Origin of the sequence: Arthrobacter sp. UNCCL28, assembly GCF_900102805.1 — a bacterium.
In the GTDB taxonomy this organism is placed as follows: Bacteria; Actinomycetota; Actinomycetes; order Actinomycetales; family Micrococcaceae; genus Arthrobacter; species Arthrobacter nicotinovorans_A.
The window spans coordinates 201,035-219,161 of record NZ_FMWE01000002.1 but is presented as its reverse complement, the minus strand read 5'-3'; the positions used below and the strand labels follow the sequence as shown (position 1 = coordinate 219,161).

Here is an 18,127-nt window from a genome sequence, read left to right as displayed (position 1 = left end):
GGGGAATCTGGAGAAAATCCGATAACAAGCTTAGTGCCGCGGCTTGTCCTTGGCCTCCGAATGTGATCATGCCCATCAAGTGACCCACCCTAGACTGGGGGAGTGACTGCACTGATAAACGTTGTTGGAGCCGCGATCGTCGACTCCGTGGAAGCACCTACGCGCCTTCTTGCTGCCCGCCGCTCAGCACCCCCGCAGTTCGCCGGAATGTGGGAATTTCCTGGAGGAAAGGTAGAAGCCGGCGAAACTGCCGAGGCCGCCCTGCATCGTGAACTCGCCGAAGAGTTGGGCATTGAGGTCCGGCTCGGGCTGGAACTGGAGTCAGGCCGGCCCGAAGGGTGGGCCCTCAATGAACGGGCCGCCATGCGTGTTTGGTTCGCGGAACTTGTCGCCGGTGAGCCTGCGCCGTTGCAAGACCACGACGAACTCCGTTGGGTTTCGGTGGAGGATGATGACCAAGCGCTCGGCCTGGAGTGGATCCCGGCCGACTTTCCCATTGTTCGGGCGCTGCTGGACCGGGTGGCTGCGGCCGTCTAGCAGCACCGCTGGTTGGCGCTGAGGGAGGTGAGACGGCAAGGACCAGGCGGTTCGACCAGCTTAGAACAGTGGCTGCTGCCCGGGGAGGGAAACACTGCCTGGATGGTTTTCGGCAGCTTGGGGGCGGGCATTGCGATGGCTGAATCCGGAGGTCCTGCTGTAGCCGTACTTTGCTTTGAAGTGGGTGATCCGGCCGGTCAACCAGGTGCTGTATTCCTTGGAGACGTAAGAGCCCTGTCCGTAGAGGCGGCGGTACTTTCCGACCAGTTCGGGGTGCTGGCCGGCCAGCCACTTCATGTACCACTCCCGCGTTCCCGGCTTCAGGTAAAGGGCGCCTGCGGTGACTCCGGTGGCGCCGGCCTTGGCGAGTTCGCTGAACAAGGAATCAAGGGCTTCGTCAGAGTCGGTCAGCCAAGGCAGGATGGGCATCGCCATGACGCCGCATCCCAATCCGGCATCCCTGAGCCGTGAGATGAGCTTGAGCCGTGCCCGGGGTGAGGGCGTGCCGGGTTCGACCAGTTCGGCGAGATCCTCATTGGTCATCGCGAGCGAAATGCCCAGGTCCACAGGGACCATGGTGGCAGCGTGCTTGAGCAGGGGGATGTCCCTTGCCAGCAGGGTGCCCTTGGTCAGGATGGAAAACGGTGTGCCCGAGTCCGCAAGCGCACGGATGATCCCGGGCATCAGGGCGTAGCGACCTTCGGCCCGCTGGTAGGGATCCGTGTTGGTTCCCAAAGCAACTTGATGCCGTCCCCACGACGGCTTGGCGAGTTCCCTCCGCAATACATCGGCGGCATTGACCTTTACTACCACTTGGGAATCAAAGTCCCGGCCGGCGTCGAACTCCAAATACGTATGGCTCTTGCGGGCGAAGCAGTAGACACACGCGTGGCTGCAGCCACGGTAAGGGTTGACGGTCCACTCAAACGGCATGGCCGAACCCGAAGGCACCTTGTTGAGCACTGACTTTGCGGTGACCTCATGAAAGGTGACTCCGGAGAATTCGGGTGTCGAGATGGAACGCACCAGCCCGGCCAGCGGCAGTAGCGCATCCATGGCCGGGGCAGGGCCTGGAGCTGAAGTGCCGCCGTCGTCGGACGCCGGTCCACGGGTAGGTGACAGTGCTTGTGCGTCCCATCTCATGGTCTCTATTCGAAGGTATGTTCGAATGGATGTCAAGGACCCAGCGCCTGAAGTCTCCAATACCTAAGCGGGCGTTGCTAAGGTTGCCCCATGATTCTGCTGACTGGTTTTGAACCGTTCGGCCAGGACGATGTCAATCCTTCCTGGCATGCCGTCCGCCGCGCGCAGGACATCCTCCGCGCTGAGGGGATCGAGGTCGAAGCCCGCGAGCTGCCCTGCGTCTTTGGTGAGTCGGCCACGGCACTGAGCGAAGCAGTTGGCACCATCAACCCGGACCTTGTGGTCTGTGTAGGCTTGGCCGGCGGCCGGGGCCGGATATCCCTGGAACGGGTTGCCATCAACTGCGATGATGCCCGGATCCCCGACAACAAAGGCCAAAAGCCTGTGGACGAGGAAATCGTCCCGGGCGGCCCCGCAGCGTACTTCTCCACCTTGCCCATCAAGGCCGCGCTGCGGGACCTCCAGATCGCAGGAATCAAAGGCGAGGTATCCCAGTCCGCAGGTACGTACGTGTGCAACCACGTTTTCTACGCCTTGATGCACCTGCTCGCATCGACCCCTGACGTCCGCGGAGGTTTCGTGCACATTCCGTATCTTCCGGACCAGGTATCCCCCGAAAGCGGAACCCCAAGCATGTCCCTGGAAGCCGCGGCGGAGGGACTCGCCGTCGTGGTCCGGACCGCCTTAGGGACAAAGGTGGATGCTGCCTTGAGTGCTGGCAGTATCCACTAGAGGAGCTCCCATTCCACGGTAACGCTGGCCGAGACAGCAGACTCCCCGGCTTCGACCGGCAGCGCCTCAGCGGAGAACGATGCCCTGACCATCCCGCCCAGTGGTATGGGGGCTCCATGTACCGGTTCCTGGGATATGGACTTGACCTGCCCCAAGCGGGCGGAAGCCAGGGCTGCGTACTGTTCGGCGCGTGCCAGGGCGTCCTTCCAGGCCGCTTCCTGCGCTTGCGCGTTCACCAGGGTTGCATCGGCAAAGCCTTGTTCAAGTCCATTGATCCTGATGTCGTCACCGCCGGCCGCAACAGCGGCTGCAATGGCCGCCGGAGCATCAGCGTGCGAACGGATGCCCACCTGCAGGTTTGTGGATGCAACATATGCTGCGACCTTCTGCCCTTGACCCTCCACCCAGAGAAGGTCGGCCCGAAGATTCAGTCCGCTGGTCCGCAGGTCGGCGTCAGTCACGCCGGCATCCCGCAAGCTCGCCGCAACAGCACCTGCCGCCTTGCCGGCGTCGCCATAAGCCTGCCCGGGACTGGCCCTGCGCGTTTCAACGCCCAGGGTCAGTGTGACGAGATCCGGAACCGCTTTGGCGCTCGCAGTGCCGGTAACGGTGATGGTTCGCTTCATGAAGCCTCGTTTCCCTTGACGGCAGGGGCGTCCTGCCGATGGTGGTCACTGTCAATGTATCCGCCCGCCGCGAGCCCGGCCTGGCGTTCAAAGAAATTCCTCGACGCCGGGTTGCCGCTGCGGAGCATGGACCAACCCGCGGCGATTCCGTAGAGGGCAACGAACGGTAAGCCCAGGCAGTACGCGTATTGGGTGCTGTGCCGCTCCTCGTGGCCCAGCAGAACCGCATTGCTGCCGGCAATTCCGTGGGGTGCCCGGTAGAGAATGACGTTGCCCAGCGTGAATGCCCCCGCGTGGGGGAGCTTCCAGCCGTAACCGGCCGCGATCAGGAGCCCACGCGGTCCGCGCGACACCGTGGTTCGGGACGCGAGGGCGACCACCAGTCCCAATGGGGTGGACAGATTCACGACGTTGGCCAGCTGCCTGAGCCGTTGCGCGGGTGTCATGGGGCCAATGCTAGACCCGCTGGCATTGCACGTCGCGCTCCCGTTGCGGGGAATCAGCAAGCGACGGCGGTGGCTCGCCAACGCCGCCATGGCTCCGCCCGCCGGCGGCATGCCCTGGCACCCGCGGTGGGCGCCGCCGTCGTGCCGTTCACATTGCGGGACGCGGGTAGGTGGGTTAAATCCCGTCCGCGACGTTCAACTAGACTGAAGGGTAGTGCCTGCCGTCCGCGGCGAGCACTGCCCTTTCGTTTTGCAGGCCTGCCTTGCCGGCCGCTCCCTACTCGTAGCTAAGAACAGTAGATGACTGACACTTTGCCAGGCGCTGCCATCCCGAACCCGCTGGATGAAGCCGCCATCACCGCTGCCGTCGAGGACGCCGTTGCTGCAATAGCAGCCGCTTCCTCCCTCGAAGAACTCAAGGCGGTCCGCCTCGCCCACACCGGTGAGAAGTCGCCGCTGAGCCTTGCCAACCGTGAAATCGGTGGGCTCGCCAAGGAGCACAAGGCTGCGGCCGGCAAGCTCATGGGGTCCTCCCGTGGCCGCGTCAACCAGGCGCTCGCAGCCCGGACAGAGGTTCTCGAGGCCGAGAACGACGCCCGCATCCTGGTCGAAGAAACCGTGGATGTCACCGCCGCTCCGCGTCGACGCCGGGCAGGTGCACGCCACCCGCTGTCCACCCTGCAGGACCGCGTCTCGGACATCTTTGTCGGCATGGGCTGGGAAATCGCCGAAGGGCCCGAGGTCGAGTCCGAGTGGTTCAACTTCGATGCCTTGAACTTCAAGCCGGACCACCCTGCCCGCGAAATGCAGGACACATTCTTCGTGGAGCCCCCTGAGGCCCACCTGCTCATGCGCACGCACACCTCGCCTGTGCAGGTCCGCTCGATGCTGGAACGCGAAGTTCCCATCTACGTGCTGTGCCCGGGCAAGGTGTTCCGCACGGACGAACTCGACGCCACGCACACGCCGGTCTTCCACCAGTTCGAGGGTCTTGCGATCGACAAGAACCTCAGCATGGCCGACCTGCGCGGCACGTTGGAGCACTTCGCCCGCCAGATGTTCGGCGACGAAGCCTCCATCCGCCTGCGCCCCAACTACTTTCCGTTCACCGAGCCTTCCGCGGAACTGGACATCTGGCACCCGGGTGCCAAGGGCGGTCCCCGCTGGATCGAGTGGGGTGGCTGCGGCATGGTCAACCCCAACGTCCTCCGGGCAGCCGGGATCGATCCGGACATCTATTCAGGTTTTGCTTTCGGCATGGGCATCGAGCGCACGCTCATGTTCCGCAACGAGGTTGGCGACATGCGCGACATGATCGAAGGCGACGTACGTTTCAGCGAGCACTTCGGGATGGAGATCTAACAGTGCGTATCCCACTTTCCTGGCTGCGTGAATTCGCGCAGGTTCCGGCCGATGCTACGGCCGAAGACGTCATGGCTGACCTGGTCAAGGTCGGTTTTGAAGAAGAAGAAGTCCACCGTCCCACGGACGAGCTCACCGGCCCCGTCGTGGTGGGCCAGGTCCTGAGCCTGGTCAAGGAACCGCAGACCAATGGCAAGACCATCAACTGGTGCCAGGTCCGGGTGGTTCCGGAGGGGCAGGAACAGACCCTCACCGGCAAGGGCATCGATCCTTCCGGCGTTCAGGGCATCATCTGCGGTGCGCACAACTTTGTTGAGGGCGACAAAGTGGTTGTCACCCTCCCCGGTGCAGTGCTGCCTGGAAACTTCCAGATCTCTGCACGTAAGACCTACGGCCACCTGTCTGCGGGCATGATCGCTTCTGTCCGCGAGCTGGGAATCGGCGATGACCACGACGGCATCCTGGTCCTCTCAAGCATCGGCCTGGACCCTGAAATCGGCACCGACGCCATGGAACTGCTGGGTCTCTACGACCAGGCAGCAGAAATCAACGTCACCCCGGATCGCGGCTACGCATTCTCCATCCGTGGCGTGGCCCGCGAGTACGCGCACGCCACTGGAACCACCTTCGTGGATCCGGCGTCCAAGGTCTCGGCTCCAGCAACCCTGCAGGGCGGCTACGGCGTCAAGCTCAACGACGACGCTCCCATTTACGGCAAGCCCGGCTGCGACCGCTTTGTTGCCCGCACGGTACGTGGTGTGGACGCTTCCCGTCCCACGCCGCCGTGGATGTCCGCGCGACTCCGACTGGCCGGCGTGCGGTCCATTTCGCTGCCGGTTGATATCTCCAACTACGTCATGCTTGAGCTCGGCCAGCCGAACCACTGCTACGACCTCGATAAGCTCGCAGGCGACATCGTGGTGCGTCGTGCCGTCGCGGGGGAGAAGATCACCACCCTCGATGACAAGGTGCGCACGCTCGACGTCGAGGACCTGCTGATCACCGATGACTCCGGCGCCATCGGCATCGCCGGCGTGATGGGTGGTGCCCACACCGAGGTGTCCGATTCCACCACCAACATCCTGGTGGAAGCCGCACACTTCGATGAAGTGTCGATCGCCCGTTCACGCCGCCGCCACAAGCTGCCGTCCGAAGCCTCCAAGCGCTTTGAGCGCGGGGTTGACTGGCACATCGCCAACATTGCCGCGCAGCGCGTCGTGGACCTGTTGGTGGAGCTCGCCGGGGGCACGGCAGATGAGGCCGGTACCGACGTCGGAACCGCCCCTGACGCTGTCACCATCGAGCTGCCGGCAGAATTTGCCGCGGCACGGATTGGTATCAACTTCACTGAAGAGCAGATCACCACGTCGCTGGTGGATCTGGGGGCCGCCGTGGAGAAGACCGCCAACGGCTACTTGGTGACTGCTCCCAGCTGGCGCAACGACCTTGAAACCAAGGAGGACCTCTCCGAGGAAATCGCCCGGCTGGTGGGATACGACAACATCCCATCCACCCTTCCCGTGGCGCCCCCGGGCCGTGGCCTGAGCCGCAGCCAGCAGCAGAAGCGCCGCGTTGTTCAGGCACTGGCCGATGCCGGCCTCACCGAGGTGCTGTCCTACCCGTTCGTTTCCAAGGCAGCCAACGACACGTTTGGTGTTGCTGCTGAAGGAGCAGCGCGTCCGGCGTTGAAGCTGGCAAACCCGATCAGCGAAGAGCAAGGTTTCCTTCGCACGTCCATCCTCCCGGGCTTGATCGAGGTTGCCCGTCGCAACCACTCGCGCGGCTTCCGCGACCTGGCTCTTTATGAAGCAGGTTCGGTCTTCCTCCCGGGCGAAACGCTGGGCACGGATTCCATTCCGCCGCTGGGCGTCAAGCCTTCGGATGAGGTTCTGGATGCACTGTACGACGGCGTCCCGCACCAGCCGCTGCACATCGCCGCTGTTTTCACCGGCCATGATTCTCCTGCCGCGGCCATGCACGCACCCCGTGCGTGGGACTGGGCTGATGCCTTGGATGTTGCCCGCCTTATTGCCGACGTGCTCGGTGTTGAACTGGTGGTCAGCCAGGGCAGTCACCAGGCCTTCCACCCGGGCCGCGCAGCCCAGCTCGCGCTGCGCAACGGAGATGTTGTTGGATACGCAGGTGAGCTTCACCCGAAGCTGCTGGCTGCACACGATATGCCTGCACGTTCAGTGGCGCTCGAGATCAATGTGGAAGCATTATTCGAGGCTGCGGCTGATGTGATCGTGGCCAAGCACATCTCCGGATTCCCGGTGGCGACGCAGGACGTTGCTCTGGTTGTCCCTCAGGACGTACCGGCAGATCAGGTCCTCTCGGCACTGCGCGAAGGTGCTGGGGAACTCCTCGAGGACGTCGCATTGTTCGACGTCTACGTTGGCCCCGGGATCGAGGAAGGCAGGAAGTCGCTGGCCTTCGGCCTCCGTTTCCGCGCCGACGACCGTACCCTGACGGCCGATGAAGCTTCTGAGGCTCGAGCCGCCGCTGTTGCCGTTGCAGCCGAACGGTTCGGCGCAGTCCAGCGCTAGCCCCACTATCAAGTGAATCCCCGGGACCTGGTGGTCCCGGGGATTTTCTTTCTGAGATTGAGCTCCCAGCATCTTGACAGAACATTCACATGTGTATGACAGTTTTGTCATGCACATGTGAAACATGTGTATCACATCCCTTGCACGGTTCGCTAAGAGCCGTCCCTTGAAAGGTACCCATGAAAAAGCACAACGTTGCTTTGCTGGTTGGAGCTGCAGTGATGGCTTTGACGTCCTCGCTTGGTGGAGCCGCAACAGCGTCAGAGTCGACGCCGCAAACAGCCTCCGCCGAGGTCCAGCCTGTATCGCACACGGTGGACCGGTCGCAGGTTTCAGGATCTGCGGCTTCACCTTTGGCCGACAAGTACACGATTGCCGCACCTTCAAAGAACGGTGGCGCTTCCACAGATTCAGTCATCGGTGCTGATGGCCGGGTACGTATCACCAACACGACGGCTGCTCCCAACCGTTCAATAGTCCAGATCGAGTTCAACGGCGGCTACATCTGCTCCGGTGCGTTGATTTCCGACGACACAGTGCTGACGGCGGGTCACTGTGTCCATGAGGGTGGAACGGGTTCCGAGGCCGACTACTCCTGGGGCGTCAAAGTAGCTCCAGGCCGGAACGGCTCAACAGACCCCTATGGCACCTGTGGTGCTACGAAGATCTACACCGATCAGCGATGGATCGATTCTGCCAATACCAACGCTGACTGGGGTGTCATCAAGCTCGACTGCACCATCGGCAACACCACTGGCTGGTTGAATTACACCGGCACCACCGCCAGCCTGAATGGCACCAATGTGACCGTTCGTGGTTACCCGGGCGACAAGGCTTTCGGCACCATGTGGTCCATGACCGGCCCCATCGAGACCACCACCACTGAGAAGGTCTACTACAAGATGGACACTTACGGCGGGCAGAGCGGTGCACCCGTCTACAACAGCTCCAACACCATCATGGCCATCCACACCAACGGCGGAAGCTCCAACTCGGGTACCCGTATCACGCCCACGCTGGCGAACTACCTGACGTCGGTGAAGTAGCCCACTTGGGTTAATCCAGCGAGTGTTCCCCGCAGCAGATTCACGGCTGCGGGGAACACGTGCTTTGGCGAATAGGAGCCCGCCAAGCACAAGCTACATTTTGCAGGGGACAAAGTTCTCTATGGGGTAACTGGTGTGTGGATTGGCCCGCGGGCGACCTTCCCTTGGCTGACCACGTTCTTGGCCTAGGCACGACCCGCCCCTGTTAGTAGCAAGTACTCCGGCCGAATGTTACAAACCCATCTGATGCACGGTATTGACGGTGATTGGTTACAGCGGGCGACTCCTGTGCCTGAGCCAGGATTGGATCTGCATATGGACGGGATCTCGCAGCCGCCTCGGAACACAGGGCCGTTCGGTGACAACCTTTCTTAGCGGAATTTGCCTTCCTGGTCGGCAAAGCAGCGTGTATTCCCGCTGAGGGTGATACCGTACTTGCCCGTACCGAACGCCATAGAGAACTTGTCAGGCCCGAGGACCACGGTGTGTCGGACAAAGTTCGGACCTTCATCAATTTCCTGCCTCAGATTAAATCCGGTGGCACGACAAGGTCTTGACCTTGTCGTGCAAAGCGTCCATTTCTTCCCGGCTCAGCGGACTCCTACTGGTATCGAAAGACACCTGAGTGCCTTCCGTGCCGAGGGAACGATCACAGACCCACCCTGCTTTGTCTGGTGTGACTTTCGTCCAGTCGCCCGGGGCGAGAGCTTGAATCTTGTTGAAGAGTTCAAGGTACTCTGTTCGGGCTTCTTCCGGGTCCATGGCCTTCTCCGCGGTGCTGGTAGGTGAATTGGTGCTCGGCGTTGCCGCGCACCCTGCAAGAGTGAGAAGAAGCATTGCCGCGGCGGGAAGGACGCGCCAGTACCGGCGGCGGAGCATTGTGGTCATGGCTTCCTAGCGAAATTCGCCTTCCGGGTCTGGAACGCAACGGGTATTTCCGCTGAGGGCGATGCCGTATTTGCCGGTGGTGATTCCCATGACGAACTTTTCGGGTCCGAAGACGCTAGTTCTTCTGACGAAGTTCTCTCCTCCGTCAGTTGATTGCCGGACAGTGAAGCCGGTGGTCTCGAACTCGGCCCTGACCTTCTCGTGGAGAGCATCCATTTCCTCTCGGCTCAGTGGGCTGCGGCTTGTATTGACTGAGAATTGGGTGCCGTCAGTCCCGTCCGGGAGCCGGCAAGCGTCGCCTTGAAATTCGGAGGGCGGCGCGACACCCCAGTCGCCGGGGGCGAGGGCTTGAATCTTGTTGAAGAGTTCGAAGTACTCTGCACGTGCTTGTTCCGGGTCCATGGTCTGCTCCACAGCGCTGGTAGGAGAATTGGTGCTGGGGGTTGTCCCGCACCCTGCCAGGGTGAGAAGAATGATCGCCGCAGCGGGAAGGACGCGCCTGTGCCGGCTGCGGTGTGTGGCGGTCATCGTGTCGCATTCGTGAGTTGATCGTCCAGGCCGAGGGAGATCTTGGCTTGGTTAATGCTTGACTCGGTTGACTTGTCGAAGTATCCGTAGATGCCGTCTTTGCCGCCGGTTTGTCCGTCATGGGTTTTCGTCGGGGGCTCGATGGTGCCATCCGGCGCTGTGAAACCGTCAGTGCCGAAGGTGACGGCGCCGAACCCTGGGTCAGTGGTGTATTTTCGGTACCATCCCGCACCATGCCCGATCACTGATGTGTAGTCCACGGTGTAGGTTCCCCGGTAAACAGTGCCGCCGGGATTCAGATGGAGGTTGTTCACGGAGGACACGTTATCAGGGGCACCAACGTCACCGACGAGGACAAGGTTATCGACCGGTAGCCCAGCTTTTGCTGCTTCCATGACTCCCAGGGAACCCATGGAGTGCCCGACGGCTGTTATCATGGCCGTGTTGTCAAGGTTCTGATGAACAGCGTTGACCCCTGTCACATCGTTGCGAAGGGCAGCCCCAACGACTTTGGCCTGGTCGTTGCTGAAGACACCGAGGTCCTTCGCTGGTTCAACACCAATCCAGGCCACGACAGCAAGACGAGCCGGGTCAATTCCGTTCGGAACAGCAAGGTCACGTTGTTCGGCTCGTTGATCATAGGCCTGCTTGGTCTTTGAAGCCATGTCATGGTCAATGGTGGTATCCAATCCGGGGATCTGATAACTGATGTGCTTGGCGGCGTCAAGGTCTCCAACAGAGATGGACGCGCCATACCCGGTGTCTGATCCTTGTTTGAGTCCATAAGGGACGAAGCTGATCAGTTGCCGGACGGCGGATGGATCCAGACGATCGGTTTTCTCCTTGCCCTCGCTGTCGTAGAGCGATTCCCAGATTTTGTTGACCATGCCTTCCTGGGAGCCTTCATCAACGTCTCCGCCGTGCTCGTTGCGGTACTTCTTCAAGTAGTCGTGCATCTGCAGCAACTTTTTGCGGTTGGCAAGGTCACGGGCGGTCGCGGTGACACCATTCAGGTTACCGATAACGTCCGGAAGTGCACCGATCAGAAGGTGCTGTTCTTCGCCGACGGTAACTTTCCCGGTGGCAGGTTCGACGGAGTGGCCGAGGCCAGACCACCACGTGGCTGTGGCTACGGGGTCCAGTGCTGGTTGGGTCAGGAGTTCCCGAAGCCTGGCGGTGCCACCATTACCGAGCCAAACCTTCAGTTGCGCTGCACTCATGGTTCCGATGTCGTTCAAGCCCACTTGGTTTGGTGCTGCGTACTGGATGAAGAGCCTGTTGAGCATGCTGTCCTCGATAGAGCCGCTGCCTGCTGTTTCGAATGCGGTGGCGACCTGCTCTATCCAATCGGCGTCTGCTGCGTTGGCGGCGAGCAGCCGCTCAAAACCAGCAACAAAAGATTCAGTTTCGATGGTCACCCAGGAACACGATGCTGTGAAGCTGCTCCAGGCGTTCCGGACTGCGACAGAGTGTGAGTTCAGGGTGTTCGTGGCCGTCCGGGACACTGATGCGAAGCCGCGGAGCTTGTCCGGGTCAGCCGAGGTGGTTCCGGTTCCTGGTCCGCCGGCGAACCGGGGCCGGTCCCGCGGCGAAAACACCGCTGAAACAGCCGGTGCAGGGACCGGCGTGCTCTCGGGCATCGGGTCCAGGACCATGGTGGCAACTGTCACTGATGCTTCGGCGATGTCACCGGAGAGCAGGTGCTGTTTGCGGATGTTGTCGCGTTGCTGCCAGGCTTCCATGTTCTTTTGCCGGGCTTTCTCTTGCTGTGCCCTGTGCTTGGCCTCGCCGACGTCCTCGGCCAGAGCCGCGAGGACACCTGCAAGCTTGCCGCGATCATCGGACCTGATGGCGCAGGCGTCCCGGAACAGACGCCCATAGCCCCCGTTGAAGTCCTGCACTGCCTGCTCCACGGCCCCGTACAGGAAGCCTCCCTCGTCACGCAGAACCTCGTCGGCGGAGTTCGCGGCAGTGATCAGCGCGTCGGCCGCGCCGTCATCAAAAGCAATTCCCATGCCCGCCCCCAAACAAGAACAATAAATCCAACGACTAGCATAACCGGTATTTGCGCAGTTGCCAGTTCATTGCGCCGGCCGACAGGATGGGTTCCTGACCGCGGAATAGGTTGTGTTCAGGTCCTTCAAGTGACCAGCTGATCTGATAGGCGATCCCGCCTGCGGTCTCCGACTCCTTCTCTGAACTCACCGGGGTGTCTCAAGGAGCGGCGCGAACAGCGCCAGCTATGGCCAACTGCAGTTCGGAAAAAGCATGGAGGACCTATTGGTGCGCGGCGCGTGCCGTGGAAGGGCGCTGCGCTTCTAGGATGGTGATACGACAAGGACTTGGGGGGGAAACATGGCGCTGGGTCTGGTCTTCATAGGGATCGGCTTGGTGTGGCTGCCGTTCAGGAAGTGGATCGCGCGTCGGCAGCGTTGGATCACCTCAGAAATGCTGGGCCGAAAAGGGGAGCACACTGAACCCGAACCTCACCATAAAGCCGACACGGAAGCAGATGAGGAGCGGGTCAGGGGTTTCGAGATGCTCGGAGTGTTCTTCTGCTCAGTGCTGATCGTCGGTGGTCTGCTGATTGTGGTGCTGACGCTCATTTTCAGGCCCCCATGGGCAGGGGAGTAGATGGGCGATCCATTCTTAGGGCTCCTCGGCGCCTTCCTCGTACTCAGCGGCTTGGTGCTGTATCTGATGCGCAACTTGATGGCACGATCCGGTGTTGATGGTTGGGCTGGCTGCCTAAGGGCACGCAGTTCAAGACGTACGAGTACCAACTCGTTCTGTCGAAGGTAGCGGCTGCTATTCCGGCAATGGCAGGGTTGGTATTCCTGGGTGTCTTCTTGTGGCCAAGGTAGTGCGTCAGTTGAAGGGGGGCAGGTTGACGGAGCCGGAGGGGTTCAGGCCTCGCGTTGAAGACGTGGACCTGAGGGACGAGATCGATGAAGGGGCCAAGCGCTGGCATAACCGCGCTGTGGCTGAGGGCCAGGAGCGGGTCCTTGCATGGACTAAGGACGGCGACCTGCACAGTTATCGGTTCGATGAGATTACGTTCGTACATCCGGGGGTCGTTGCTGCCAACGGATCCATGATGACCTTCGCTTCCCTTCTAGGCTCTGTGACTGTCGCGCTGGTCTTTCTGTCCGTTGTTGGAGCAGTGTCCAACGGTGAATGGGCGAGGTTGCTGGTGCCCGTTGTGTTCGGGCTGTTCACGTGGTTATTTGCGTTCTGGGCCCTCCAAGACCGGGAAGCGCTGACCAGGCGACGCGAGGGAGGCGTGCCTGAACCAAAGTCAGGCAGGTGGCCGGTCCAGTATGACGTGCAGTGGCCGCCGGCACGGATGCGGGGACGTGGAGATGCTTCCCGTCTGTGAAGGGCACGCTTGGTGCGGGGGACTGATCAGGCGTGATCATCGTGCTGTTGTGAAGACGGTCCAGAGCGAGCCGGCAACGAACATGGCTCCCATCAGCATGTACATGAATCCCATGCCTTTGATGGTCGGTACGTCAGCAATCGTGAAACCGTCCGGGGCGATGTTCTTGCTTTCTCTGTAGAGACGGGACCATGTTGTGGCGGTGTTCTTGATGTCTCTGAAGATGCAGAATCCTAGAGAAAACACTGACACTCCGGCCAAGGTGATGGGGACCAAAACGGCCCAGAACGGAAACTTCAAGGCCGCCAGGATGAAGGACAGAATGAAGAACGCAGGAAAACAGAGCATCAGTGCTTTGGCCGGCTGGGGCCACTCGGCGTAGATCCGCCGCATGAGTCGAAGGTTTCTGATGATCACTCCTTAGTTTGTTGCCAGGAACTTAGGCAAGCTTTCCGGCGCCTGTACCAGCGCGGAGAAGAAAGCCAGCAGCCCGGAAGCTACGCCTGTTTGGGCTCCGGCAGTTTCGTCCTGCCGGTTTCATAGTGAAGTTCGTCGTTGTTCTGCAGGGTAAACAGCTTGTCGGCGACAACCTGTGACAAAGCTTCGCTGCAGGACACGGCGAAGAACCGCGGAGACATGACATCAAGGATGCAGCCGAGCTGGGCGAGTTCAGTGGCCAACGGTAGCCATGCATCGGGGTCATCCGATTTCAGCATGATACGGAAGGTGAAGTTCGATTCGTCGTGATCGAGTCCTGTGGCAACGACGGCGTCCTCTGCCGAGCGCATGACGTTCACGTGGTCGCCAAAGTTGATGTCGTAGAGATATGCCGGCACTGCCAGAACAGTGGCTGTGCCCCCTGCTTCAACTCGGCCGCGAAGTCCTTCCCACATTTGCTCGGTGTTCGGTTCCGGAGGCAGCGCAAACCAGATGGTGTCAGGCGCGTCCAGGGCTTCGGGAAGCGGCTGGAATGAGCCGTGGTGCCAATGCACCACGACGCCGGGATGTTGCCGATAGTCAGTCACCCGCTGAGACTATCGAACAAAGGTAAGCAATCAGCCAACGGCGCGGGCGCCCTCGTGCGGAACGAATACACTGGGGCGAATTGACCGGGGTCTCCTCGCTGAGATCAAGCGCAAGCGGGTAGTTGCATCTCACACCTACCAGGTAACGCGGCTGAGGGGATGGCCTCTGGGATGCCTGATGGTAGGTTCTGCTCATGAATACCGAGGATACTGTCCTGCCTCCGGGGTCGCGCATGTCTGAGCAGCCTAGAAGCCCTTTGCCTGCCCGTTGGTCAACCAAAGGGTTTGAGGAGGAATTGTCGTGGCTAGGCGAAGACGTCGTCAACGCAGCGGAGACGGCCGTCCTTCCACCTGGTTGCGACGACAGTGTCTGGATTCTCCACAATCAATACGTATGTCCCCTTGGTGTTGATCCGGGTCTGCTCGCTGAGGAGGATAAAGGCCCGATCTACCTTGTGGCTCCGCCGTCTGAGTTCGTCAGGATCAGGTGGAGCGAAGTGGCCAATATCAAAGGCGTTCCGCTGCGAGGGGCGTTCCGGGGGTTGGAAGTTCCTCCATGTTTCCGATGGGACGCGATGGTGGGGTGGGATGAGGCTGGGCTTATTCTGCCTGGTGCTGACTTTGTGTACCAACCCATGAGCGGGACCATTGGTCAAGTGGAGCTGGAAGCGCTTCTACCCCTGCTCCAATCCGCGACAAAAACTCAGCGGGTGCATGGAATCTTCGCCGCTGCGGACCGATACGCGGACGACATATTGGGCGTCGTGGTCGGTGCCGATGGAATCAGGCGACGGCAGATCGTCTCCTTCGAACTCGAAGCGCTCCTGCCGGCACTGCTGGAACCAACTCTTCCCAACCACACGCCTGAGTTTTGGTGGCCGGAGGACCGGGCGTGGGCTGTTTGGACAGACTGGGACCTGCTGGGATCCAAGGTCTTCGGCAGCAAAGAACTGATCGAGACCCTCCGGCGGCACCCCGACCTCGAAACACTGGACTGGTTCCCGGTTCGAGCAGACCCCCAAACACCCCTGGATCCTGTCCGGGAACAGCGAGCCTGAGTCGGGCTCGTGGACTGACCTGGCCGCCACCAAGAATGCCGGACAGGGAGATGCTTCTCGTCTGTGTGGGAGCTCCGGTGTTAGGGCGGTCGAATGTTGGTCGATTCCTCGCTGCGGCGGAGCGTCCAAAAATTCGTGGAGAATAGGCGGATGGACGGGGCATACGTTGTCGATTCAGTGACGAGCGAGACCGCCCCTTGGGTTCATGCGGCAACCCTGGAGCAGGCTCAGTTCGTGCGCCAGGCGCTCAGAGGAGTTGACGTTCTGGTTGTCGACCTGGATGGATCCAAAATGCTCACCCTGGATCAGCTCTTCGCAGAGTACAAGCAGAATTTTTCATTTCCGGACTACTTCGGTGGGAACTGGAGCGCCTTTGACGAGTGCCTGAAAGACTTGGAGTGGCTCCCTGCACGACGATATTTGACCATCATCAGCAACGCTGAGTTGGTGCTTTCCAGAGAAAGTGCAGAGCAGCAGACGTACCTTCGGGCTGTTCAAGATGTTGGAAAGGCATGGTCCACAACCGTCGGTCTGGGATATGAGCGCGGACACGCTGACATTCCCTTCAACACTGTGCTGGTTGAAGGTGCCGTCGATCTCCGCTGGCGCTACTGAAAAGGAGCAGGAAATGGTGGCCGTGCAATCCGTACTCAACATTGCGTATTTTCGTATCCCATGGTTGCCTCGGCAGCGAGAGTCCTGCAGTTACCCGATTTGGGCATGGACACGGGACGATGGCAGAGTCGTTTGAAGCCTCACAGAAGGGGAAATCCACCCGTAGCTGTTGCGACATTGGGCTGGGGACTTAGCCGTGAGAGGAGGGCGTGATGCAGAATCCGGTGCTTGACCTGTGGAGGCTCGATGAGACGCCCGGCGCAGGAAACGCGATTGAACTGCTCGGCCAGCTGGCCCTCGAGCGCGCCCTTCGCTACGCCAACCCCGCAGACCGTGACGAGTTCGTGGCCGGCCGGATTGCTGCACTGCACTTTGCTGCGACGCTCCTGGGAGTGGAGTCCCGCCGACTCGTCCCCGAATATCACTGCCCGCAGTGCGGCCCCGCCCAGGACCATGGTCGCCCAGGGTTCATGCTCGACGGCGGCCCCGCACCTCTGGCGCTCAGCGCCTCCAGAGCGTCGGGCTGGGTGCTGCTGGCCGGCGTCGTGCATCCTCCCGAAGAGCTCCGGCTGGGGGTGGACCTTGAATCGACTGACAAGGCAGCCTTCGAAGGATTCGACGACGTCGCGCTGACCGCAAACGAAAAACGCTTCCTATTGACCATCCAGGACCAGCAGCGAAATAGTCAGCGCGCCCGCCTGTGGGCACGCAAAGAGGCGTGGCTGAAGATGACAGGGGAAGGCCTGAGGCGCAACCCCGCGGAGCTGGATGTGCTGGATCTGCCCGGCCTGAGCGACGTCACCGAAAAAGAACTGCCTGAGGGGTTAGTCGCCGCTCTTGCCCTCGGCTAACGCGCGGAAGGCAGCGCCGGAAGCGCAGCCTCGTAAAGCCATGGCCGGAGGATCGACCCAGCATCAAAGCCCGGAATGAATGAATCCGCAGCCTCAATAAACGCCTCCGTTGACACCGAGCTGTGACGGTTGGTGGCCGTCCAATGCTGCAGGAATCCGAAGAACGCCTCGTTGCCGGCCGCGATCCGTACGGCATGGACGGCCAGGGCTCCGCGCTTGTAGACGCGGTCATCGAACATCAACTCGGGACCGGGATCGCCCACCAACAAGTCCTGCGGGCCGGCGTCGAGCCTTTTCCACGCAGCCGTTGCCCGCGCAGCAACGGTCATGGTCCGGGATTCCTCGGACCACAGCCACTCCGCGTAGCAGGCGAATCCTTCATGCAGCCAGATGTCTTTCCAGCTGCTCACGGTCAGTGAGTTGCCGAACCACTGATGGGACAACTCGTGGGCGATCAGGCGCTGGGCATCCCAGGAATCGCGCATATGGTTGCGGCCGAAGATGGAGACAGTTTGGGCTTCCAACGGGATTTCCAGCTCGTCTTCAGTCACCACCGAGGTGTAGTCGGCATACGGATACGGACCGAAGCAATCCTCGAAGGTACGCATCATGTCCGGCTGGCGTCGGAGTCCCTGGAGGGCGTCGACGGCCATTTCCGGAGTGACTGCTACGAACTGCGGCACCCGGTGGTGGGTGTCGTCAACGTGCAAGGGAACCTTGACGTACCGGCCGATTTGCACGGTAGCAAGGTAGGTGGCCATGGGTTCAGCTTGTTCGTAGACCCAGGTCTCCCTGCTGGACTTGCGGGAGTGGGAGATCAAGGTGCCGTTGCACACCGGTCGGTAGTTGTCGTCGGTGGTCACGGAGATGAGGAAGCTGGACTTGAAGCGGGGATGGTCGTTGCAGGGGAACCAGGACGCCGCGCCATTGGGCTGGCCGGCCACCAGGACGCCGTCGTTCAGTTCTTCCCACCCCACGTCACCCCACAGGCCGCGCCGCGGCTGGGGATTGCCGTCATAGCGGATCTCCAAGGAGAACTGCTGACCTGCCTTGAGCGGGGACGCGGGGGCAAGTACCAGATGCTCTGCCCGATGGCTGAACTTCTGGAGCTTCTTGCCGTCCAACTGAACTTTGCTTGCCCGCAGGCCCACCAAATCCAGGACGATCTGGGGCGTGGATTCCAAGGCAGTGCATCGCAGGACCGCTTTGCCGATCAGCTTGTTGCTGCCCAGCCGGACATCGAGGTCCAACTCGTACCGGTCCACACGATAGCTGGTGCTGCCGTGGTCCAAAGTGTAGGGGTCGGCGTCGGTTTTGGGGGTGGGGATTGGTGCGGCCATATCCG

At 61.1% G+C, this 18,127-nt stretch carries 19 protein-coding genes; 10 read left to right on the top strand and 9 right to left on the bottom strand.

Annotated elements, in window-relative coordinates:
- Positions 1-102 precede the first annotated feature (102 nt).
- Positions 103-537, top strand: a complete 435-nt coding sequence (locus tag BLQ01_RS05645) for a (deoxy)nucleoside triphosphate pyrophosphohydrolase (protein ID WP_091550553.1) — start codon at positions 103-105, stop codon at positions 535-537.
- 60 nt (positions 538-597) lie between these two features.
- Here the strand turns inward: BLQ01_RS05645 and BLQ01_RS05640 are convergent, their stop codons facing one another.
- Complete coding sequence (locus tag BLQ01_RS05640) at positions 598-1,680, bottom strand: Rv2578c family radical SAM protein (protein WP_091550552.1); 1,083 nt, start codon at positions 1,678-1,680, stop codon at positions 598-600.
- Between the two features lie 90 nt (positions 1,681-1,770).
- Between BLQ01_RS05640 and pcp the strand changes: the two genes are divergently transcribed.
- On the top strand, positions 1,771-2,412 hold the full coding sequence (gene pcp, locus BLQ01_RS05635; RefSeq protein ID WP_091550550.1) for a pyroglutamyl-peptidase I: 642 nt from the start codon (positions 1,771-1,773) through the stop codon (positions 2,410-2,412).
- On the opposite strand, the gene BLQ01_RS05630 is transcribed toward pcp, so the two are convergent.
- Entirely contained in the window at positions 2,409-3,038 is a 630-nt protein-coding gene (locus BLQ01_RS05630; RefSeq protein WP_091550548.1) for an SIMPL domain-containing protein, read from the bottom strand. The genes pcp and BLQ01_RS05630 overlap by 4 nt on opposite strands.
- Positions 3,035-3,484, bottom strand: coding sequence for a hypothetical protein (locus BLQ01_RS05625; protein WP_026541597.1), 450 nt, complete (start codon positions 3,482-3,484; stop codon positions 3,035-3,037). Before BLQ01_RS05625 ends, BLQ01_RS05630 begins: the two co-directional genes overlap by 4 nt.
- 300 nt (positions 3,485-3,784) lie before the next feature.
- On the opposite strand from BLQ01_RS05625, the gene pheS reads away from it, so the two are divergent.
- From pheS to BLQ01_RS05610, 3 genes are all read left to right on the top strand, one after another.
- The gene (gene pheS / locus BLQ01_RS05620) at positions 3,785-4,846 is read left to right on the top strand and encodes a phenylalanine--tRNA ligase subunit alpha (protein WP_026541598.1); all 1,062 of its coding nucleotides are present in this window, start codon (positions 3,785-3,787) and stop codon (positions 4,844-4,846) included.
- 2 nt (positions 4,847-4,848) lie between these two features.
- Positions 4,849-7,392 carry a phenylalanine--tRNA ligase subunit beta gene (gene pheT / locus BLQ01_RS05615; RefSeq protein ID WP_091550546.1) on the top strand — a complete coding sequence of 848 codons (2,544 nt, stop codon included), beginning with the start codon at positions 4,849-4,851 and terminating at the stop codon, positions 7,390-7,392.
- Positions 7,393-7,571: 179 nt separating this feature from the next.
- Complete coding sequence (locus tag BLQ01_RS05610; RefSeq protein WP_026547347.1) at positions 7,572-8,438, top strand: trypsin-like serine peptidase; 867 nt, start codon at positions 7,572-7,574, stop codon at positions 8,436-8,438.
- Positions 8,439-8,966: 528 nt separating this feature from the next.
- On the opposite strand, the gene BLQ01_RS05605 is transcribed toward BLQ01_RS05610, so the two are convergent.
- From BLQ01_RS05605 to BLQ01_RS05595, 3 genes are read right to left on the bottom strand one after another with little or no spacing between them, the layout of a single operon-like run.
- Positions 8,967-9,326 (bottom strand): hypothetical protein, encoded by a 360-nt coding sequence (locus BLQ01_RS05605; RefSeq protein WP_026541601.1) that lies wholly within the window; start codon positions 9,324-9,326, stop codon positions 8,967-8,969.
- A 6-nt stretch (positions 9,327-9,332) separates the two neighbouring features.
- Positions 9,333-9,854, bottom strand: a complete 522-nt coding sequence (locus tag BLQ01_RS05600; protein ID WP_026547349.1) for a hypothetical protein — start codon at positions 9,852-9,854, stop codon at positions 9,333-9,335.
- Positions 9,851-11,869: an alpha/beta hydrolase gene (locus tag BLQ01_RS05595; protein ID WP_091550545.1), complete on the bottom strand. Its 2,019-nt coding sequence runs from the start codon at positions 11,867-11,869 to the stop codon at positions 9,851-9,853. Before BLQ01_RS05595 ends, BLQ01_RS05600 begins: the two co-directional genes overlap by 4 nt.
- Before the next feature lie 340 nt (positions 11,870-12,209).
- Between BLQ01_RS05595 and BLQ01_RS05590 the strand changes: the two genes are divergently transcribed.
- Positions 12,210-12,488 carry a hypothetical protein gene (locus tag BLQ01_RS05590; RefSeq protein WP_026547351.1) on the top strand — a complete coding sequence of 93 codons (279 nt, stop codon included), beginning with the start codon at positions 12,210-12,212 and terminating at the stop codon, positions 12,486-12,488.
- A gap of 253 nt (positions 12,489-12,741) precedes the next feature.
- Complete coding sequence (locus BLQ01_RS05585) at positions 12,742-13,233, top strand: hypothetical protein (RefSeq protein ID WP_139183446.1); 492 nt, start codon at positions 12,742-12,744, stop codon at positions 13,231-13,233.
- 36 nt (positions 13,234-13,269) lie between these two features.
- Here BLQ01_RS05585 and BLQ01_RS05580 read toward each other — a convergent pair whose 3' ends face one another.
- Both BLQ01_RS05580 and BLQ01_RS05575 read right to left on the bottom strand, forming a co-directional pair.
- Positions 13,270-13,650, bottom strand: a complete 381-nt coding sequence (locus tag BLQ01_RS05580) for a hypothetical protein (RefSeq protein ID WP_139183445.1) — start codon at positions 13,648-13,650, stop codon at positions 13,270-13,272.
- Positions 13,651-13,730: 80 nt separating this feature from the next.
- Positions 13,731-14,258: a DUF4265 domain-containing protein gene (locus BLQ01_RS05575; protein WP_139183444.1), complete on the bottom strand. Its 528-nt coding sequence runs from the start codon at positions 14,256-14,258 to the stop codon at positions 13,731-13,733.
- 635 nt (positions 14,259-14,893) lie between these two features.
- Here BLQ01_RS05575 and BLQ01_RS22065 point away from each other — a divergent pair.
- The 3 genes from BLQ01_RS22065 (at position 14,894) to BLQ01_RS05560 (ending at position 16,782) form a co-directional block, all read left to right on the top strand.
- Entirely contained in the window at positions 14,894-15,316 is a 423-nt protein-coding gene (locus BLQ01_RS22065) for a hypothetical protein (protein WP_139183443.1), read from the top strand.
- A gap of 150 nt (positions 15,317-15,466) precedes the next feature.
- Positions 15,467-15,931, top strand: coding sequence for a barstar family protein (locus BLQ01_RS05565; RefSeq protein WP_091550539.1), 465 nt, complete (start codon positions 15,467-15,469; stop codon positions 15,929-15,931).
- Positions 15,932-16,143: 212 nt separating this feature from the next.
- On the top strand, positions 16,144-16,782 hold the full coding sequence (locus BLQ01_RS05560; RefSeq protein ID WP_091550537.1) for a 4'-phosphopantetheinyl transferase family protein: 639 nt from the start codon (positions 16,144-16,146) through the stop codon (positions 16,780-16,782).
- Here BLQ01_RS05560 and BLQ01_RS05555 read toward each other — a convergent pair.
- A complete protein-coding gene (locus BLQ01_RS05555; protein WP_091550536.1) occupies positions 16,779-18,122 on the bottom strand; it encodes a M1 family metallopeptidase in 1,344 nt (447 codons plus the stop codon). The two genes, BLQ01_RS05560 and BLQ01_RS05555, sit on opposite strands and share 4 nt — an antisense overlap.
- Positions 18,123-18,127: the final 5 nt, after the last annotated feature.

Bases quoted from the DNA above. Each gene is read 5' to 3' on its own strand.
- BLQ01_RS05555 (WP_091550536.1), bottom strand. From the start codon at position 18,122: ATGGCCGCACCAATCCCCACCCCCAAAACCGACGCCGACCCCTACACT.
- BLQ01_RS05640 (WP_091550552.1), bottom strand. From the start codon at position 1,680: ATGAGATGGGACGCACAAGCACTGTCACCTACCCGTGGACCGGCGTCC.
- pheS (WP_026541598.1), top strand. From the start codon at position 3,785: ATGACTGACACTTTGCCAGGCGCTGCCATCCCGAACCCGCTGGATGAA.
- BLQ01_RS05605 (WP_026541601.1), bottom strand. From the start codon at position 9,326: ATGACCACAATGCTCCGCCGCCGGTACTGGCGCGTCCTTCCCGCCGCG.
- BLQ01_RS05600 (WP_026547349.1), bottom strand. From the start codon at position 9,854: ATGACCGCCACACACCGCAGCCGGCACAGGCGCGTCCTTCCCGCTGCG.
- BLQ01_RS05610 (WP_026547347.1), top strand. From the start codon at position 7,572: ATGAAAAAGCACAACGTTGCTTTGCTGGTTGGAGCTGCAGTGATGGCT.
- BLQ01_RS22065 (WP_139183443.1), top strand. From the start codon at position 14,894: ATGAGCGGGACCATTGGTCAAGTGGAGCTGGAAGCGCTTCTACCCCTG.
- BLQ01_RS05630 (WP_091550548.1), bottom strand. From the start codon at position 3,038: ATGAAGCGAACCATCACCGTTACCGGCACTGCGAGCGCCAAAGCGGTT.
- pcp (WP_091550550.1), top strand. From the start codon at position 1,771: ATGATTCTGCTGACTGGTTTTGAACCGTTCGGCCAGGACGATGTCAAT.
- BLQ01_RS05560 (WP_091550537.1), top strand. From the start codon at position 16,144: ATGCAGAATCCGGTGCTTGACCTGTGGAGGCTCGATGAGACGCCCGGC.
- BLQ01_RS05565 (WP_091550539.1), top strand. From the start codon at position 15,467: ATGGACGGGGCATACGTTGTCGATTCAGTGACGAGCGAGACCGCCCCT.
- BLQ01_RS05625 (WP_026541597.1), bottom strand. From the start codon at position 3,484: ATGACACCCGCGCAACGGCTCAGGCAGCTGGCCAACGTCGTGAATCTG.
- BLQ01_RS05595 (WP_091550545.1), bottom strand. From the start codon at position 11,869: ATGGGAATTGCTTTTGATGACGGCGCGGCCGACGCGCTGATCACTGCC.
- BLQ01_RS05590 (WP_026547351.1), top strand. From the start codon at position 12,210: ATGGCGCTGGGTCTGGTCTTCATAGGGATCGGCTTGGTGTGGCTGCCG.